Here is a 15,426-nt window from a genome sequence, read left to right on the forward strand (position 1 = left end):
AATAGAATAAATAATTAAGGGTAAAAAGATAATAGAATAAGGGTGAAATGGAGGTTTTTAGGATGTACAGTGGTGAAATGAAGAAAATTATCATAGTTGTGGTCGGGGCATTGCTTAATGCCATCGCAATGAACTTTTTTCTAATACCGGCAAACGTATATGCAAGCGGATTTACCGGAGTGGCCCAGCTTCTATCGAGGATGATTGGATCTTTTGCTCCTTTTAATGTATCGACAGGTATTCTCTTGCTTTTATTGAACATTCCAGTAACGATCATTGCTTGGCGAAAGGTAGGAAAGTCTTTCACTTTTTATAGTTTCCTCAGCGTTGCCTTGATGTCCTTTTTTATGGAAATCATCCCGATTACACGCTGGTCACCTGACATATTATTGAATGCGGTATTTGGCGGAGTCATAGCTGCAGTTGGTGTGGGGATCACCTTGAAATACGGAGCATCGACTGGCGGAATGGATATTATCGCCATGCTTCTTTCACGGAAGAAGGATAAACCTGTAGGGACTTATTTATTTCTGCTGAATGGCGTGATCATTGTAACGGCAGGTGCTGTTTATGGACCGGAAAAAGCTTTGTATACACTTGTTACCCTTTATACATCGACCCGTGTCGTGGACGCGATACATACACGTCATGAAAAGCTTACGGCCATGATCATTACAAAGAAAAGCGAAGAGCTTAAACAGGCAATCCATGCTAAATTAGTTCGCGGAATTACAAGGGTTCCCGCAAAAGGTGCATTCACTAACGAAACTAAGGAAATGTTATTGATTGTCATTACAAGGTATGAACTGTATGACCTTGAAAAGATCATCAAGGAAGTGGATCCACACGCATTCACAAACATCATAGAAACGTCAGGAATTGTTGGGACTTTCCGCAGGGAATGATATTAATAAAAATCAAGGCCATTGCACTTCTATTACAAGATGAAAAACAAAGCGAAAGCCTCCAGGAATCCCTGGAGGCTTTCACATTATTTAGAGTGATTTTCCAGCTCTTGCTGGAGTTCTCGCAATTGTTCTTTTTCAGCCTCGTTCGTATTGGCAAAGGCTGATGAAAGAGCGTTTTTAGCGATTTCCTCTGTCTTATGCTGGTCACCGTCATGCTCAGAGTGGAGAGCTTCTTCAACAAATTCCCTAGCCTTTTGGAATAATTTGTTTCCCATTAGAAGCCACCATAGCTTTGTTCAGACATAATTCTTAACCTGTCTTTTTCTGCCTCTTCAAACGTAGTGTGATAAGGGATTTTTTCGGCATGCCTGGCAACACTTTCTTTGCCCTGCTGTACAAATCGTTTAGATTTACTGCTTTTACCCATTCTTATCTCCTCCGATTCTGAGCGTTGTCGACAACGGAATAGATCTGTTGTCCATATTAGTTTGGCTTGAAAGTTGAATATTATGAAGGTAAAAAATGACGGATTAGGCTTTCATATTGAATTTTTCTTCGAGGAAGACGGCTATACCATCTTCTTCATTCGTCAATGTCGTCGTATTTGCTACCGTTTTTACTGGTGAGATCGCATTTCCCATGGCCACCCCGGTTCCCGCATATTCGAGCATTTCCAAATCATTATCTTCATCACCGAAAGCGATTATCCTGTTTTGAGGAATTTCCAGATAGTTGGATACGCGTTTTAGCCCTACGGCTTTACTTAACCCGCTTTTTATTATTTCGATGATATGAAAAGGCTCTGCCCAGCGGCGGTGATCGACCAATTCTGCATGGACATCGGATAGATGCTGGCGAATCTGCCCTACGAATTCACTATCTGTGTGAATCAGCATCGAAGTTGGGGAATCCTGAAGGTAATTGCGTAAATCACCTGTCTTCATGATCGGATTTCCTAGATTGAACATGTTCATCAACTTTTCATCATGATAATGGACATAAACTTCATCCCGGACTTCAGCGATGATGTTATGATATGTAAAATCATCACACGCTTCGACAATTTCTTTCGCAACATTTATATCCAGTGGAGAGTGGTATACCCCCCAGCTTGTATGTAATGGGTGATGGACGAAAGCGCCATTGAAATTAACGATTGGTGTAGTCAGCCCCAGTTCCCGGTAATAAAGTTCACTTGAGCGAAAGGGGCGCCCGGTGGCGATCATAACCTCGTGTCCATCTTCTTTAAGTTTTAGGAGTGTTTTTTTAGTCCTTGAAGAAATTGTTTTGTTATCTGTAAGTAAAGTACCATCAAGATCCAATACGATTAAATGTTTCTCAGTCATGTACACACCTTCTGTTCTTTTTGATTTCATTATATGCAAATATTGTTAAGCCTATTTTAAAGTAAATGTAAATCTTTTTCATTCTTTATGCATTCCTGTATGATATTACTATATCCAGGATTATGATAATTAAAGCGAAGCTCAGATTTAAAGGTAATGAATTCCATTTTGGTAATAGATTGAAAAGACCGGAACAAATTATTCGGAGGGGTTAACTTGATAATAATTGAAAAAGAACGAATTGGGCAAATTCCTGTCTTGCACTTAGGGGAACAAGCCACTTTCAATCAGGAATTGCCGCTTATTATTTTTATACATGGTTTTCAAAGTGCAAAAGAACATAATCTGCACTATGCTTATTTATTGGCTGAAAAGGGGTTTCGTGTGCTTCTACCCGATGTGATTCATCATGGGGAAAGGGAAGCCGGTTTAAGTGATTCTCAAATGATGCCCCGTTTTTGGAAAATGGTTTTACAAACAATCCAGGATTTATCTTTGCTGAAGGATGATTTATTATCCCGAAAATTGATTGATCCCGACAGAATTGGCGTGGCAGGTACTTCAATGGGGGGAATAGTTACTAATGGGGCCCTTGCTGCTTATGAATGGATTTCCGCCGGGGTCAGTTTAATGGGGAACCCATCATATGTCGCGTATGCAGAGCTCCAAATGGAGGAGATTAAGAAAAGGAAAGTTGATTTCCCAGCTACCGATGAGGAAGTTGCGAAGGTGATTGAACAGCTTAAGCCATTTGATTTGAGTCTTAATCAGGATAAGCTTTGCGACCGACCGCTTCTTTTTTGGCATGGTGCCAAAGATCCGGTTGTACCTTATCAGCATGCATACCGTTTTTATGAAGGGGTCAAAGCAGGGTATGACAAGGCAGATGAAAAAATTGATTTTATCCTTGACCCTAAGGCTGGGCATAAGGTCAGCAGAGAAGGAGTGCTTAAGACAGCGGACTGGTTCGCGAAACATTTACTGTCTGCTGTGCAAAATGCTTAAGTACTCACTCAAAATCTGTTATGATGCTTATACGGACATAATGATGAAAGCGACAAACTAGAGATTTTCCATAAAAGGAGTGATTGAAGTGGATCAAGATACAAAAGACATTATTCTTGGAGCTTTGGAGCAGGTCATTGACCCTGAGCTTGGTATAGATATCGTTAATTTAGGCTTGGTATATGATGTGGATATGGATGAGGAAGGTCTGACCACCGTTACGATGACATTGACAGCAATGGGCTGTCCGATGGCTGGGACGATTGTCGATCAAGTTAAATTGGTTCTGGAAGATATCCCCGAGGTCAAGGAAACGGACGTGAAGATAGTCTGGAGTCCGCCATGGACGAAAGACAAAATGTCCAGATATGCTAAAATTGCATTAGGTATCAAATAATAACTCTGTAATAGAAATGAAAAGCCAGTCAAAAAAAGTGAACCCATTCAAGGAGCCACTTTTTATGGTCTGGTTTTTTTCTAATACTTTCGGCTAGGAGTGGTTAATTGAACAGTCAAATTAAAGATTCATTGGACAGGCCACTAAGGGATTTAAGGATTTCAGTCATAGATCGCTGTAACTTTCGCTGCCAGTATTGCATGCCTGCTGAAATTTTTCACGAGAATTTTCAGTTCCTGCCTAAAAGTGAGCTATTATCTTATGAGGAAATTGTAAGGCTTTCTAAAATCTTCGCAGGCTTAGGGGTAAAAAAACTAAGGTTGACTGGCGGGGAACCATTACTCCGAAGAGATCTTACCACTTTGATTTCAAATCTCGTTAAAATTGAAGGTATTGAAGATATTGGACTGACCACGAATGGGGTCTTCTTGAAAAAACATGCCGTAAATTTGAAGGAAGCTGGTTTGCAGAGGGTGAATATCAGCTTGGACAGCCTCGATGACGATCTTTTCAAGAAGATGAACGGCAGGGATATCGGCATAAAGCCCGTTATTGAAGGCATCGCTGCTGCTAAAGAAGCAGGGCTTGGCGTTAAAGTGAATATGGTAGTCAAAAAAGAAACCAATGAATCTCAAATCCTGCCGTTGGCCCGATTTTGTAAAGATGAGGGCCTTCAATTACGCTATATAGAATTCATGGATGTCGGACATACAAATGGCTGGCAGTTAAAGAATGTCATTACGAAAAAAGAACTGCTTGCAATGCTCCAAACCGAATTCGACCTCGAACCAGTTGAAGAAGATTATTTTGGAGAGGTCGCAAAACGCTTCCGCTATAAGGGCACTACTGCAGAAGTAGGCTTCATTACCTCGGTTTCCGAGTCTTTTTGTTCAACTTGTACACGTGCACGTCTTTCTGCTAATGGAAGTTTATATACATGCCTGTTTAATGGAAAGGGACATGACTTGAAGTCATTGCTCCGTTCCGACATGACCGATGAAGAATTGACAGGGTTCATCATTTCACTTTGGAACCGCAGGGACGACCGCTATTCGGATGAGCGGGCAGCGGGAACGGTGAAGAAACAGGAAAAAATCGAAATGTCATTCATTGGCGGATAATCCGTTTGAATGAAAAATTAAGGGATGGCAGCTATGCCATCCCTTTTTTGTATAGTTGTCAGGACATGATGCCGGTCAATGGCGTTTTTTTATGCATTTTTATTTAGGATACAAGGTAATGAAAATAATTCAATGGTCCTAGGGATGGATTAGACTGAAATAAATTCCATTCATTATTAAGATCATTAAGGCTTTATGTATTGCTGCTTTTTATGGGAAAGGATTCAATCGATTGTACAGATTTCTATTGGACAGTTTTCACAGTCGATTTCCTGTTTCAAATAGTCAAAGTCAAGAATCGTAATGCGGCCCTTTTTAATGGAGATGACATTGTTTTTCCTTAATTGAGCGAGCATTCGATTGACTACTTCGCGGGATGTGCCGCAAAAATTGGCGAGTTCTTGGTTTGTAAATGGAAGATTGATAACTTTGCCGTCTTCCGCTTCAGTGCCATAGCTATTTGATAAACGGATGAGGGTGGAGTAAAATGCACCTTTCTTACCGTGCAGGAGCATATCGCGGAATTTAGCCTGATTTTTACGGTTTTGAGCGGATAACCATGTCATCATCTCGACTGCGAGATGGCTATCGGAGGCGATTTTTTCTTCTAATGCTTCTTTGGAAATAACCGCGACAGTACCATCTTCCATCATTTTTGCATTCATCATATATTTAGGATTTTGAGAAAATAAGACTGTCTCCCCAACCAAATCATTCTCCGAACTAATGCGTATAGTTAATTCCCGACCGTCGGGAACAACCTTACTCACTTCTACTTTCCCATTTATAATGTAATACAAATCACTTGCTGGGGTGCTCTCATGAAAAAGGTAGCGCCCTTTTTCCATATGTTTAATTTGTTGTTTATTATCTAAAATTGCTTGCATCCGATTGGATAACGATAATTCATTCATGCATATGACCACCTTTCAGAAACCGTCATTACTCAATTACTACCTTTGATTTAAACGGAAAAAACCCTAGTAGTCAACAGCTTTGGATAATTCTAGGAATTTTGTTGGATAATATTTCATTTGAAATTTATGTTTATAATTTTATAAAAATACATTTGATTTTATTTTTATTCAGTCTTATAATAATAGAATCAAAGATTGACAGGGACCTGAAATTATAGGAGATGGTTTTATGAACGTATCAATAGTAGGTGCAACGGGTTATGGAGGAATGGAACTAATAAGGTTTTTGAATAATCATCCGCAATTTAAAATAAAATCATTGCATACTTCATCCCAATTTGGTCGAAGTTTATATGAAGAAAATGCACATTTAATGCATATGAAAGATACATTAGAAGAAATCGACCCGGAAGCGATTGCAAAAAAATCCGATATTGTATTTCTTGCAACTCCTTCGGGCGTTTCATCGCAATTGATTTCGGAATTTTCTGATCTCGATATTAAAGTGATCGATCTATCAGGAGATCTTAGGCTTCAAACTCCAGGTGAATACGAAAACTGGTATAAAAAGCCGGCAGCGCCTCAGCATATTATTGAAGAAGCCGTATACGGATTGGCTGAATGGAATGCCGAAGCTATAAAAAAAGCGACGATCATTGCAAATCCTGGGTGCTACCCAACCGCATCACTATTAGGTCTTGCCCCTTTATTCACTGAAGGGTTGGCCGGAGCGGATGCCGATGTGATCATCGATGCAAAATCCGGGGTTTCAGGGGCGGGTAAATCACCTTCTGCAGTCACCCATTTTAGTGAAATGAATGAGAACTTTAAGATATATAAGGTGAATCAACATCAGCACATACCGGAAATCGAGCAACAGCTTGGGCGATGGTCATCAGGTTTACAGCCCATTACCTTCAATACCCATCTTGTTCCAATGACAAGAGGGATTATGGCAACGATGTATATAAAGGTAAATCGGGAAACCTCAAATGTTGAATTAAAGGATTTGTACGAAACGGTTTACGAGAACCACCCATTTGTCCGGGTACAGCCCCTTGATCGCTATCCATCCACGAAACAGGTATACGGATCGAACTTTTGCGACATTGGCGTCGATTATGATGAAAGAACAGGTAAGGTAACGGTGGTTTCGGTTATTGATAATTTAGTGAAGGGTGCCGCAGGGCAGGCCATTCAAAATGCAAATATATTAATGGGACTAGAAGAAACGGCTGGACTATGGAACAGTCCGCTATATCCGTAAACTATGGAGGGAACCAATGAATACACTACAGTCAGTTGAAGAAATCAAACAAATTCAAGAAGGAAACATTTTAATGCCCCAAGGGTTCAAAGCGTCGGGTGTCCATGCAGGATTACGCTATTCTAAAAAGGACGTTGGCATCATTTTTACCGATGTCCCAGCCTCAGCCGCGGCCGTTTATACACAAAATGTCGTTCAAGCCGCTCCAATCAATGTAACGAAAGACAGTATTGCCGTTACTGGAAAACTTCACGGCATTGTAGTGAATAGTGCTTGTGCGAATGCTTGTACAGGTGAACAAGGTTTAAAAGATGCAAATGAAATGAGGAAGCTTGCGGCTCAAAAGTTCGGTTTGGAGGACCATTCATTTGCAGTGGCTTCAACGGGAGTCATAGGGGAATTCATGGAAATGGAAAAAGTAAGAAACGGCATAGAGGCATTACAGCCAGAAAATACACCTGAAGCTGCTGAAGCTTTCGGTACCGCCATTTTAACAACGGATATTGTAACGAAGAGTTGTGGTTATGAAACAATCATCGACGGTAAAACCGTGAAAATGGGCGGTGCTGCAAAGGGTTCGGGAATGATTCATCCAAACATGGCCACAATGCTAGGTTTCATTACGACGGATGCCGTCATTGAACCGCATGATTTACAGCAAGCATTATCCTCGATTACCAATGATACATTCAATCAAATCACGGTTGATGGCGACTGTTCAACGAACGACATGGTGTTGGTGCTCGCGAATGGAGAAGCGAACAATGAACCTTTGACACCTGACCATCCAGAATGGTCCATTTTCCTGGAATTATTAAAACAAACTTCCGAAAACCTCGCCAAACAAATTGCGAAAGATGGAGAAGGTGCGACTAAACTGATAGAAGTGAATGTTCATGGCATGCATACGAAACAAGATTCACAGATGATGGCGAAGACGATCGTCGGTTCAAATCTTGTGAAAACGGCAGCTTTTGGAGCGGATGCAAACTGGGGACGAATCATAGCTGCAATGGGAAGAAGCGGAGTGGGATTCAATCCGGATCAAACAACGATCGTTTTTGGTGAAATCGTCGTACTTAAAGACGGTGAGCCGATTATGTTTTCTGAGGAAGAAGCCAAAGCATACTTGGAAAATGAAAGTATCATCATTCATGTTTATTTGAAAGATGGTAATGAATCAGGCACGGCATGGGGCTGCGATTTAACCTATGATTATGTGAAAATAAACGGAAGCTATCGTTCGTAAGAGGTGAAAAGTATGAACATATTAGTCATAAAGTGCGGCGGCAGCATCATCAATGAGTTATCGGAGTCGTTTTTCAATAGTATTAAAGAGTTACAAAACCGGGGATACCATATTGTCTTTGTGCATGGGGGCGGCCCTGATATAAATTCAATGCTTGAAAAATTTGAAATTGAACCAGTATTTGAAGATGGGTTAAGAAAAACGACCACAGAAGTGCTGGAAATTGTGGAACTAATGCTGGCAGGCAAATCGAACCGCAGCCTCGTTCATAAATTGGAAGCCCATGGCATCAAGGCAGTCGGTTTAAATGGCTCGGACGGCGGAATTCTCACAGGTGATTATATCGATGAACAGAAACTTGGGGCTGTTGGTGAAATACAACAAGTCAATACGGAATTATTCGGGCTTTTATTCGAAAAAGGCTATTGTCCGGTATTGACGCCCATTTCATCTACCGAAGAAGGCAATAAATTAAATGTGAATGCCGATATGGCTGCCGGGTCTGTAGCTAAGGCACTATCGGCTGATATGTGTTTATTTGTGACCGATGTTCAGGGGGTCTTGAAGAATGGGCAGATCATTGAGAAATTGAATGAAACGGAAACGAAGAATTTGATCATGGATGGAAGTATACATGGCGGAATGATCCCGAAAGTCAATACAGCCTTGTCGGTGCTGAATAAAGGGATTGAAGAAGTGATGATCGTTAGTGGGAAAGATCATTTTTATCAAGGCGGACAATTCATCGGTACAAAATTTCTTCAGGAAGAAGGGGTATTTCAATGAGTTCTTTATTTCCTACATACGCTAGGTGGGACATTGAGCCAAGAAAAGCGTCAGGATTGAAGATTACGAGTGAAACAGGTAAAGAGTATCTGGATTTCACATCCGGAATCGGAGTTTTGAATCTTGGACATTGTCATGAGAAGGTAAAAATGGCCGTGACGGAACAACTTAATAAATATTGGCATGTATCGAACATGTTTCAAAGTTCCATACAGGAACGGACAGCAAAAATGCTGGCTGATGCCTCAGGTTTAAGTCAGGTGTTCTTTGCCAACAGCGGTGCCGAGGCGAATGAGGCAGCCATCAAACTAGCACGTAAAGCTACCGGGAAAAGCAAAATTGTCACTTGTCAGCAGTCTTTCCACGGCCGTACTTTTGCAACGATGGCGGCAACGGGACAGGAAAAAATCAAGACTGGTTTCGGACCGATGCTAGCTTCGTTCGAATATGTTCCATTTAATGATCATGATGCCATGAAAGCAGCCATCGATGAAAATACGGCAGCTGTAATGATTGAAATCGTGCAAGGTGAAGGCGGCATCCATGTTGTACAGCAATCATATCTGGACGCGATTCAAACTAAATGCCAAGAACACGGAGCTCTCCTTATCATAGATGAAATTCAGACTGGGATAGGACGTACAGGAAAGCCATTTGCATTCCAGCATTTCAATATCCTGCCGGACATCATCACTTCGGCAAAGGGGTTGGGAAATGGCCTGCCAATCGGGGCGATGATTGGGAAGGAAGAGTTGTCTGTATTCTTTGACCCTGGAAGTCATGGATCCACTTTTGGAGGGAATCCAGTTAGTGTCTCAGCAGCCGAAGCTGTATTAAAGGAAATTTTTCAATCAGGGTTTTTAAAAGAAACCGTTAAAAAGGCGGAATACCTTGAGAGCGAATTGGCAAAAGCATTGAATGGCATCGAAGAAGTGAAAGAGATTCGCGGTCTGGGAATGATGGTCGGAATTGAATGTAAACAAGATGTTCAAGTGTTTTTAATGGAATTGCAAGAAGAGGGCTTACTTGTATTGAGTGCAGGTCCTAAAGTACTTCGTTTACTTCCATCACTGACTGTTTCCGAATCGGAGATCGATACGGCGATAAATAAAATTAAAAAAGTATTGGCAATAAAACAAACTGTCTAAATTTATTGAATTTTTATAGAATAAAATGAATAATTATGCTATTGTATATATAAATATACATCATCTAAAGAGGTGAAGATCATGAAAAGCTATCTATATTTAGAGAATGGTTCCGTCTTTGAAGGGGAACTGCTGACTAAATCGACTGAAAAAACAATCACTGGAGAGATTGTCTTTTTTACAGGAATGACCGGATATCAAGAAGTGTTGACAGATCCTTCATATAAGGACCAGATTGTCATCTTCACATACCCACTAATCGGAAATTACGGAATCAATGAACATGATTTTGAAAGTAAAAAGCCGCATGTTGCCGGTGTGATTGTATATGAAGGAAATATGAGCCATTCCCATTATCAGGCTAAATATTCAATTGGTGAATATTTAGACAAGTGGAACATTCCTCTTTTAAGCCATGTGGACACAAGAGCGGTCGTTAAAAATATAAGACAGGAGGGTTCCATGCAGGCAGTCATCACAGCTGAAGAAAAATACACTGTCGTACCCAGCCTGAATGGTTTATCAGCCCATGTAGCTGAGGTATCCACAAAGGTTGTCGAGAGATTTGGTGGAGGCGACAAGCACGTTGTGATGATGGATTTCGGCTATAAAAAATCAATCCTGGATTCATTGGTCGCTCAAGGCTGCCGAGTCTCTGTCGTACCATTCGATACGGAATTCGAGCAAATCAAGGACTTGAAGCCAGATGGTATTTTGCTTTCAAATGGGCCTGGGGATCCAAAACAGCTTGAATACCTTTTAGGAAACATAAAAAAGATCATTACGAGTTTTCCCACGATGGGCATCTGCCTCGGTCATCAATTAACGGCCCTTGCCTTAGGTGGAAATACAAAAAAAATGCTGTTTGGACATCGCGGTGCGAATCAGCCCGTGGTCGATTTGAAAACGAAAAAGGTGTATATGAGTTCGCAGAATCATAGTTACGAGGTTGATGAACCGAGCTTGCAAGGAACATCGCTTCAAGTGAGATTCAGAAACGTGAATGATAACACGGTTGAGGGACTCATGCATGAAGACTTGCCAATCTTCACTACCCAGTACCACCCAGAGGCAAATCCAGGACCTATCGAGAGTTCATTACTATTCAAAGACTTTTTACAAATGATAAATGATTATAGCGGGAGAGAAAAAGCTTATGCCTAAGGACGACACGATACAGACCATTTTAGTGATTGGTTCGGGGCCGATTGTCATCGGGCAGGCCGCCGAATTCGATTATGCAGGTACACAGGCCTGCCTGGCTTTAAAGGAAGAAGGATATAAAGTCATACTGGTCAATAACAATCCGGCAACAATCATGACTGATGATATGAATGCGGATGCTGTTTATTTCGAACCTTTAACGGTTGATGTACTGGAAAAGATCATTTCCAAAGAAAAGCCGGATGGCCTGCTCGCTACATTAGGCGGTCAAACAGGATTGAACCTAGCTTATCAGTTGGATGATGCTGGAATACTTGAAAAATATAAGGTCAAATTATTGGGAACTCCGATCGATTCCATCAAAAAAGGGGAGGATCGTGAGCTGTTCCGTGAGTTGATGTTTGAAATAGGTGAACCCGTTCCCGACAGTACGATTGTCCATACTCTTGAAGAAGCGCTGGCTTTTGCCGACAAAATCGGTTTCCCCATCATCGTTCGTCCCGCATATACACTCGGCGGAACTGGCGGTGGTATTGCCGATTCACTGGAGACCTTTAAGGAACTTGTACGGGGCGGACTGCAAGAAAGCCCAATTACACAATGCTTGATTGAAAGAAGCATAGCTGGTTTTAAGGAAGTCGAATATGAGGTTATGCGAGATGGCAACAATACGTGCATCACTATCTGTAATATGGAAAATATCGATCCGGTAGGGATCCATACAGGTGATTCGATCGTCGTGGCACCATCACAGACTTTATCGGACGATGAGTTTCAGATGCTGCGTGCCGCATCCATTAAAATCATCTCTGCTTTAGGGATCATAGGCGGCTGTAACATTCAATTTGCACTTGATCCGAATAGCAAGCAATATTATTTAATCGAAGTGAACCCGCGCGTCAGCCGTTCATCGGCACTAGCCTCAAAAGCAACAGGTTATCCCATAGCCCGTATAGCGGCAAAGCTTGCTGTCGGCTACGATTTATCGGAGCTCATCAATCCTGTAACGAAAAGCACATATTCAAGTTTCGAACCTGCGCTTGACTATGTAGCGGTGAAGTTCCCGAGGTGGCCATTCGATAAATTCACGACCGCCGACCGCAAATTGGGAACACAGATGAAGGCAACTGGTGAAGTCATGGCTTTACACCGCAGCTTTGAGGGTGGAGTCCAAAAGGCCGTCGATTCTTTGGAATTGAAAACGATTGGGCTGCAGCTATCATCACTGAAAAATAAAACCATTCCTGAACTTTGGGGAAAGCTTGCCGAAAAATCGGATGAACGAATCTTTGTCATTTTTGAAATGCTTAGAAAAGGCGTGACGATTGAAGAAATCCATGAAGCGACAGCCATAGATTATTTCTTCCTTAAATCCTTTGCTTCATTGATCCAAAGCGAAATGGAGATTGAAGCTAAGGCAATCGATCAGGTAACAAGGGAAGAACTTCAGTCATACAAGGAAAAGGGCTTTTCAGACCGCTATCTTGCTTCCGTATGGAAAGTAAATGAGATGGAAGTGAGAGCACACAGGAAATCACTGGGTGTTACGGCGGTTTACAAAACGGTTGATACATGTGCAGCCGAGTTCGAATCACATACAAACTATCACTATTCAACATATTTTGGTGAGAACGAACAGCAAAAAACGGATAAAAAGAAAGTCTTGATGATTGGCAGCGGCCCGATTCGCATCGGACAGGGAATAGAATTTGATTATTGTTCAGTTCACGGTGTTTATGCACTCCAGGATGAAAATGTTGAAACGATCATGATCAATAATAATCCGGAAACGGTAAGCACGGATTTTGCGACAGCAGATCGCCTTTATTTCGAACCGCTGACCCTTGAATATGTTCTTAATGTGATGGAAGCGGAAGACATAAAAGATGTAATCGTCCAGTTTGGCGGGCAGACTGCAATAAACCTTGCTAAAGGCCTGGAAGAATACGGTGTCAATTTGTTGGGGACATCCTTCGATACACTTGATCAATTAGAAGATCGTGATCGTTTTTATCAGCTTCTTCAAAAACTGGATATCCCCCATGTACCAGGTTCAATGGCTAATGGAGAAGAACAATTAATTTCCCGGGCAGAGGCCATCGGCTTTCCGGTACTCTTACGCCCATCCTATGTAATTGGCGGCCAGGGAATGGAAATCATCGGCTCCAAAGAAAGCTTGTTGAATAGAATGGCTAATGGAACGGCACTAGTCTATCCCGTGTTGATCGATTCCTATATTCCAGGGAAGGAAGCCGAAATCGATTTGATTGCTGATGGAAATGATGTTTATATTCCCATCATTGCCGAACATATAGAAAAAGCAGGCGTCCATTCAGGAGATAGCATGGCCTTATTGCCAGCTCAATCCTTAACGGATGATATTAAAGATAAAATGACCCATTATGCTAAAAAACTAGTTAGTGAACTTGGTTATAAAGGTCTTATGAACATCCAATTCGTGATCGAGGGAAATAGTGTATACGTATTGGAAGTGAATCCTCGTGCAAGTCGAACAATTCCAATCATCAGTAAAGTGACCGATGTGGCTTTGGTGCAAATAGCGACAAAAATATTGCTTGGGAAATATTCATTGTCGAATGCGTTCGAAAAAACGGGCTTAATGGATGAAATTCCATATGCAGTTGTCAAATATCCCGTATTCTCTACTTTTGCACTAAGCGGACTTGATTCGAAGGTAGGTCCGGAAATGAAATCAACAGGTGAAGGAATCGCCATCGGGGAAACGGTAAATGAAGCGTTGACAAAAGTGTTCCATGCTCAAAAAGCTAATCATACCACAGGCGTTTACCAATCAGAATCAGTTCAATTAAGTGAAGACCTGTTAGTGCAAATCAAAGAAGCAGGTTTGACATTGGGGAATTCAGATTTTGATAAATGGTTAAATGAAGGAAATGCGGCGGTCGTTTTGGCATATGGAACAACGGAGGAAGATAAGCAGCTAAGGTTACTTGCAGCGAAATACCGACTGCTTGCTTTTACGGAAGAAGAGACGTTCAAGGCCTATCTGCAATCGGTGGATAATGCTGATCCAGGGGTTACCTCGCTTCAGGAATGGCTTGTACCATATACGAAAGGAGTGTCACACGTATGAGTTCAATGACGGCACCGACACAAGCGAAGATTTTAAATGGAAAAGATTTTTTGACCATGAAAGAGTCCACACCAACGGCAATTGCAGATTTGTTAAAGCTAGCGCAGACCATTAAAGGCAAATTGCAAGCAGGTGAAGAATATACGCCTTTAAAAGGGAAAACACTGGGGATGATCTTTGAAAAATCGTCTACCCGTACCCGTGTCTCTTTTGAAGTGGGCATGATGCAGCTTGGCGGGCACGCTTTGTTCCTAAGTGGCAATGACTTGCAAATTGGACGTGGTGAAACGATTTCCGATACTGCAAAAGTCCTTTCTGAATACATTGATGGCATCATGATTCGTACCTTCGAACATGAAAAAATCCTGGAATTGTCAGAAAATGCTTCTATCCCAGTCATCAATGGGTTAACAGATCTTGCACATCCTTGTCAAGTACTTGCAGACTTCTTGACGATCATCGAGATAAAAGGGCAGTTAAAAGGCTTGAAGATGAGTTATATCGGTGATGGCAATAATGTTGCGAATTCATTGATGGTAGGCTGTGCAAAAATGGGAATGGATTTTTCCATTGGGTGTCCTGACGCCTACAAACCTGATGAAAAGGTCGTCGCCTATGCTAAAAAAGTGGCAGAAGAGACTGGCAGTGAAATTTTGGTGACAACCTCAGCTTCAGAGGCCATAAAAGATGCGGATATCGTCTATTCGGATGTTTGGACTTCCATGGGGCAGGAAATCGAGAATGGTATCCGCTTAGAAGCTTTTAAAGATTATCAAATCAATGGTGAGCTAGTAAAACTTGCTAAAGAAGATTATTTATTCATGCATTGCCTGCCTGCGCATCGGGAGGAAGAGGTTACGGCTGAAGTCATCGATGGTCCTAATTCCGTCGTTTTCCACCAAGCCGGAAATCGCCTTCATGCCCAAAAGGCGGTCCTGGTGGACTTAATGTCTTAACCAAAAAATCTTACCTCAGAAAGCAGTCACTCAGTTTGTAGAAAAAAAGG

The 15,426-nt window shown here is 41.6% G+C and carries 15 protein-coding genes; 11 read left to right on the forward strand and 4 right to left on the reverse strand.

Going from position 1 to position 15,426, the window contains the following annotated elements:
* The first annotated feature begins 62 nt into the window (after window positions 1-62).
* Window positions 63-905: a YitT family protein gene (locus ADA55_RS19385; protein WP_048686881.1), complete on the forward strand. Its 843-nt coding sequence runs from the start codon at window positions 63-65 to the stop codon at window positions 903-905.
* Between the two features lie 86 nt (window positions 906-991).
* On the opposite strand, the gene ADA55_RS19390 is transcribed toward ADA55_RS19385, so the two are convergent.
* The 3 genes from ADA55_RS19390 to ADA55_RS19395 form a co-directional block, all read right to left on the reverse strand.
* Window positions 992-1,183: a DUF3813 domain-containing protein gene (locus tag ADA55_RS19390; protein ID WP_034314570.1), complete on the reverse strand. Its 192-nt coding sequence runs from the start codon at window positions 1,181-1,183 to the stop codon at window positions 992-994.
* Window positions 1,183-1,335, reverse strand: coding sequence for a hypothetical protein (locus ADA55_RS30080; protein ID WP_164468789.1), 153 nt, complete (start codon window positions 1,333-1,335; stop codon window positions 1,183-1,185). The genes ADA55_RS19390 and ADA55_RS30080 overlap by 1 nt, the downstream gene beginning before the upstream one ends.
* Window positions 1,336-1,438: 103 nt before the next feature.
* Window positions 1,439-2,254 (reverse strand): Cof-type HAD-IIB family hydrolase, encoded by an 816-nt coding sequence (locus tag ADA55_RS19395; protein ID WP_048686884.1) that lies wholly within the window; start codon window positions 2,252-2,254, stop codon window positions 1,439-1,441.
* A gap of 216 nt (window positions 2,255-2,470) precedes the next feature.
* Between ADA55_RS19395 and ADA55_RS19400 the strand changes: the two genes are divergently transcribed.
* The 3 genes from ADA55_RS19400 (at window position 2,471) to moaA (ending at window position 4,777) form a co-directional block, all read left to right on the forward strand.
* Window positions 2,471-3,259: an alpha/beta fold hydrolase gene (locus tag ADA55_RS19400; RefSeq protein ID WP_048686886.1), complete on the forward strand. Its 789-nt coding sequence runs from the start codon at window positions 2,471-2,473 to the stop codon at window positions 3,257-3,259.
* Window positions 3,260-3,347: 88 nt separating this feature from the next.
* Window positions 3,348-3,656 carry a metal-sulfur cluster assembly factor gene (locus ADA55_RS19405; protein WP_034314562.1) on the forward strand — a complete coding sequence of 103 codons (309 nt, stop codon included), beginning with the start codon at window positions 3,348-3,350 and terminating at the stop codon, window positions 3,654-3,656.
* Window positions 3,657-3,763: 107 nt separating this feature from the next.
* Window positions 3,764-4,777 carry a GTP 3',8-cyclase MoaA gene (moaA, locus tag ADA55_RS19410; protein WP_048686889.1) on the forward strand — a complete coding sequence of 338 codons (1,014 nt, stop codon included), beginning with the start codon at window positions 3,764-3,766 and terminating at the stop codon, window positions 4,775-4,777.
* 224 nt (window positions 4,778-5,001) lie between these two features.
* Here moaA and ADA55_RS19415 read toward each other — a convergent pair whose 3' ends face one another.
* Window positions 5,002-5,691, reverse strand: coding sequence for a Crp/Fnr family transcriptional regulator (locus ADA55_RS19415; RefSeq protein ID WP_034314560.1), 690 nt, complete (start codon window positions 5,689-5,691; stop codon window positions 5,002-5,004).
* Between the two features lie 232 nt (window positions 5,692-5,923).
* Between ADA55_RS19415 and argC the strand changes: the two genes are divergently transcribed.
* The 7 genes from argC to argF all read left to right on the forward strand — a co-directional run bounded on the left by argC (window position 5,924) and on the right by argF (window position 15,376).
* Window positions 5,924-6,961 carry an N-acetyl-gamma-glutamyl-phosphate reductase gene (gene argC, locus ADA55_RS19420; protein ID WP_048686891.1) on the forward strand — a complete coding sequence of 346 codons (1,038 nt, stop codon included), beginning with the start codon at window positions 5,924-5,926 and terminating at the stop codon, window positions 6,959-6,961.
* 16 nt (window positions 6,962-6,977) lie between these two features.
* Window positions 6,978-8,210, forward strand: a complete 1,233-nt coding sequence (gene argJ, locus ADA55_RS19425; RefSeq protein WP_048686893.1) for a bifunctional ornithine acetyltransferase/N-acetylglutamate synthase — start codon at window positions 6,978-6,980, stop codon at window positions 8,208-8,210.
* Between the two features lie 12 nt (window positions 8,211-8,222).
* The gene (argB, locus tag ADA55_RS19430) at window positions 8,223-8,996 is read left to right on the forward strand and encodes an acetylglutamate kinase (protein WP_048686895.1); all 774 of its coding nucleotides are present in this window, start codon (window positions 8,223-8,225) and stop codon (window positions 8,994-8,996) included.
* Window positions 8,993-10,144 carry an acetylornithine transaminase gene (locus ADA55_RS19435; RefSeq protein ID WP_048686897.1) on the forward strand — a complete coding sequence of 384 codons (1,152 nt, stop codon included), beginning with the start codon at window positions 8,993-8,995 and terminating at the stop codon, window positions 10,142-10,144. Before argB ends, ADA55_RS19435 begins: the two co-directional genes overlap by 4 nt.
* 81 nt (window positions 10,145-10,225) lie before the next feature.
* Window positions 10,226-11,308 carry a carbamoyl phosphate synthase small subunit gene (locus tag ADA55_RS19440; RefSeq protein ID WP_048686899.1) on the forward strand — a complete coding sequence of 361 codons (1,083 nt, stop codon included), beginning with the start codon at window positions 10,226-10,228 and terminating at the stop codon, window positions 11,306-11,308.
* On the forward strand, window positions 11,301-14,420 hold the full coding sequence (locus tag ADA55_RS19445) for a carbamoyl phosphate synthase large subunit (RefSeq protein WP_048686901.1): 3,120 nt from the start codon (window positions 11,301-11,303) through the stop codon (window positions 14,418-14,420). Before ADA55_RS19440 ends, ADA55_RS19445 begins: the two co-directional genes overlap by 8 nt.
* The gene (gene argF, locus ADA55_RS19450; RefSeq protein WP_048686903.1) at window positions 14,417-15,376 is read left to right on the forward strand and encodes an ornithine carbamoyltransferase; all 960 of its coding nucleotides are present in this window, start codon (window positions 14,417-14,419) and stop codon (window positions 15,374-15,376) included. Before ADA55_RS19445 ends, argF begins: the two co-directional genes overlap by 4 nt.
* Window positions 15,377-15,426: the final 50 nt, after the last annotated feature.

The sequence above is a fragment of the Bacillus sp. 220_BSPC genome, assembly GCF_001054655.1.
Classification (GTDB): domain Bacteria; phylum Bacillota; class Bacilli; order Bacillales; family DSM-1321; genus Peribacillus; species Peribacillus frigoritolerans.

What these genes read in the sequence shown, in the direction of transcription:
- ADA55_RS19385 (WP_048686881.1), top strand. Translation starts at nt 63, where the DNA reads ATGTACAGTGGTGAAATGAAGAAAATTATCATAGTTGTGGTCGGGGCA.
- ADA55_RS19390 (WP_034314570.1), bottom strand. Translation starts at nt 1,183, where the DNA reads ATGGGAAACAAATTATTCCAAAAGGCTAGGGAATTTGTTGAAGAAGCT.
- ADA55_RS30080 (WP_164468789.1), bottom strand. Translation starts at nt 1,335, where the DNA reads ATGGGTAAAAGCAGTAAATCTAAACGATTTGTACAGCAGGGCAAAGAA.
- ADA55_RS19395 (WP_048686884.1), bottom strand. Translation starts at nt 2,254, where the DNA reads ATGACTGAGAAACATTTAATCGTATTGGATCTTGATGGTACTTTACTT.
- ADA55_RS19415 (WP_034314560.1), bottom strand. Translation starts at nt 5,691, where the DNA reads ATGAATGAATTATCGTTATCCAATCGGATGCAAGCAATTTTAGATAAT.
- argC (WP_048686891.1), top strand. Translation starts at nt 5,924, where the DNA reads ATGAACGTATCAATAGTAGGTGCAACGGGTTATGGAGGAATGGAACTA.
- argJ (WP_048686893.1), top strand. Translation starts at nt 6,978, where the DNA reads ATGAATACACTACAGTCAGTTGAAGAAATCAAACAAATTCAAGAAGGA.
- argB (WP_048686895.1), top strand. Translation starts at nt 8,223, where the DNA reads ATGAACATATTAGTCATAAAGTGCGGCGGCAGCATCATCAATGAGTTA.
- ADA55_RS19435 (WP_048686897.1), top strand. Translation starts at nt 8,993, where the DNA reads ATGAGTTCTTTATTTCCTACATACGCTAGGTGGGACATTGAGCCAAGA.
- ADA55_RS19440 (WP_048686899.1), top strand. Translation starts at nt 10,226, where the DNA reads ATGAAAAGCTATCTATATTTAGAGAATGGTTCCGTCTTTGAAGGGGAA.
- ADA55_RS19445 (WP_048686901.1), top strand. Translation starts at nt 11,301, where the DNA reads ATGCCTAAGGACGACACGATACAGACCATTTTAGTGATTGGTTCGGGG.
- argF (WP_048686903.1), top strand. Translation starts at nt 14,417, where the DNA reads ATGAGTTCAATGACGGCACCGACACAAGCGAAGATTTTAAATGGAAAA.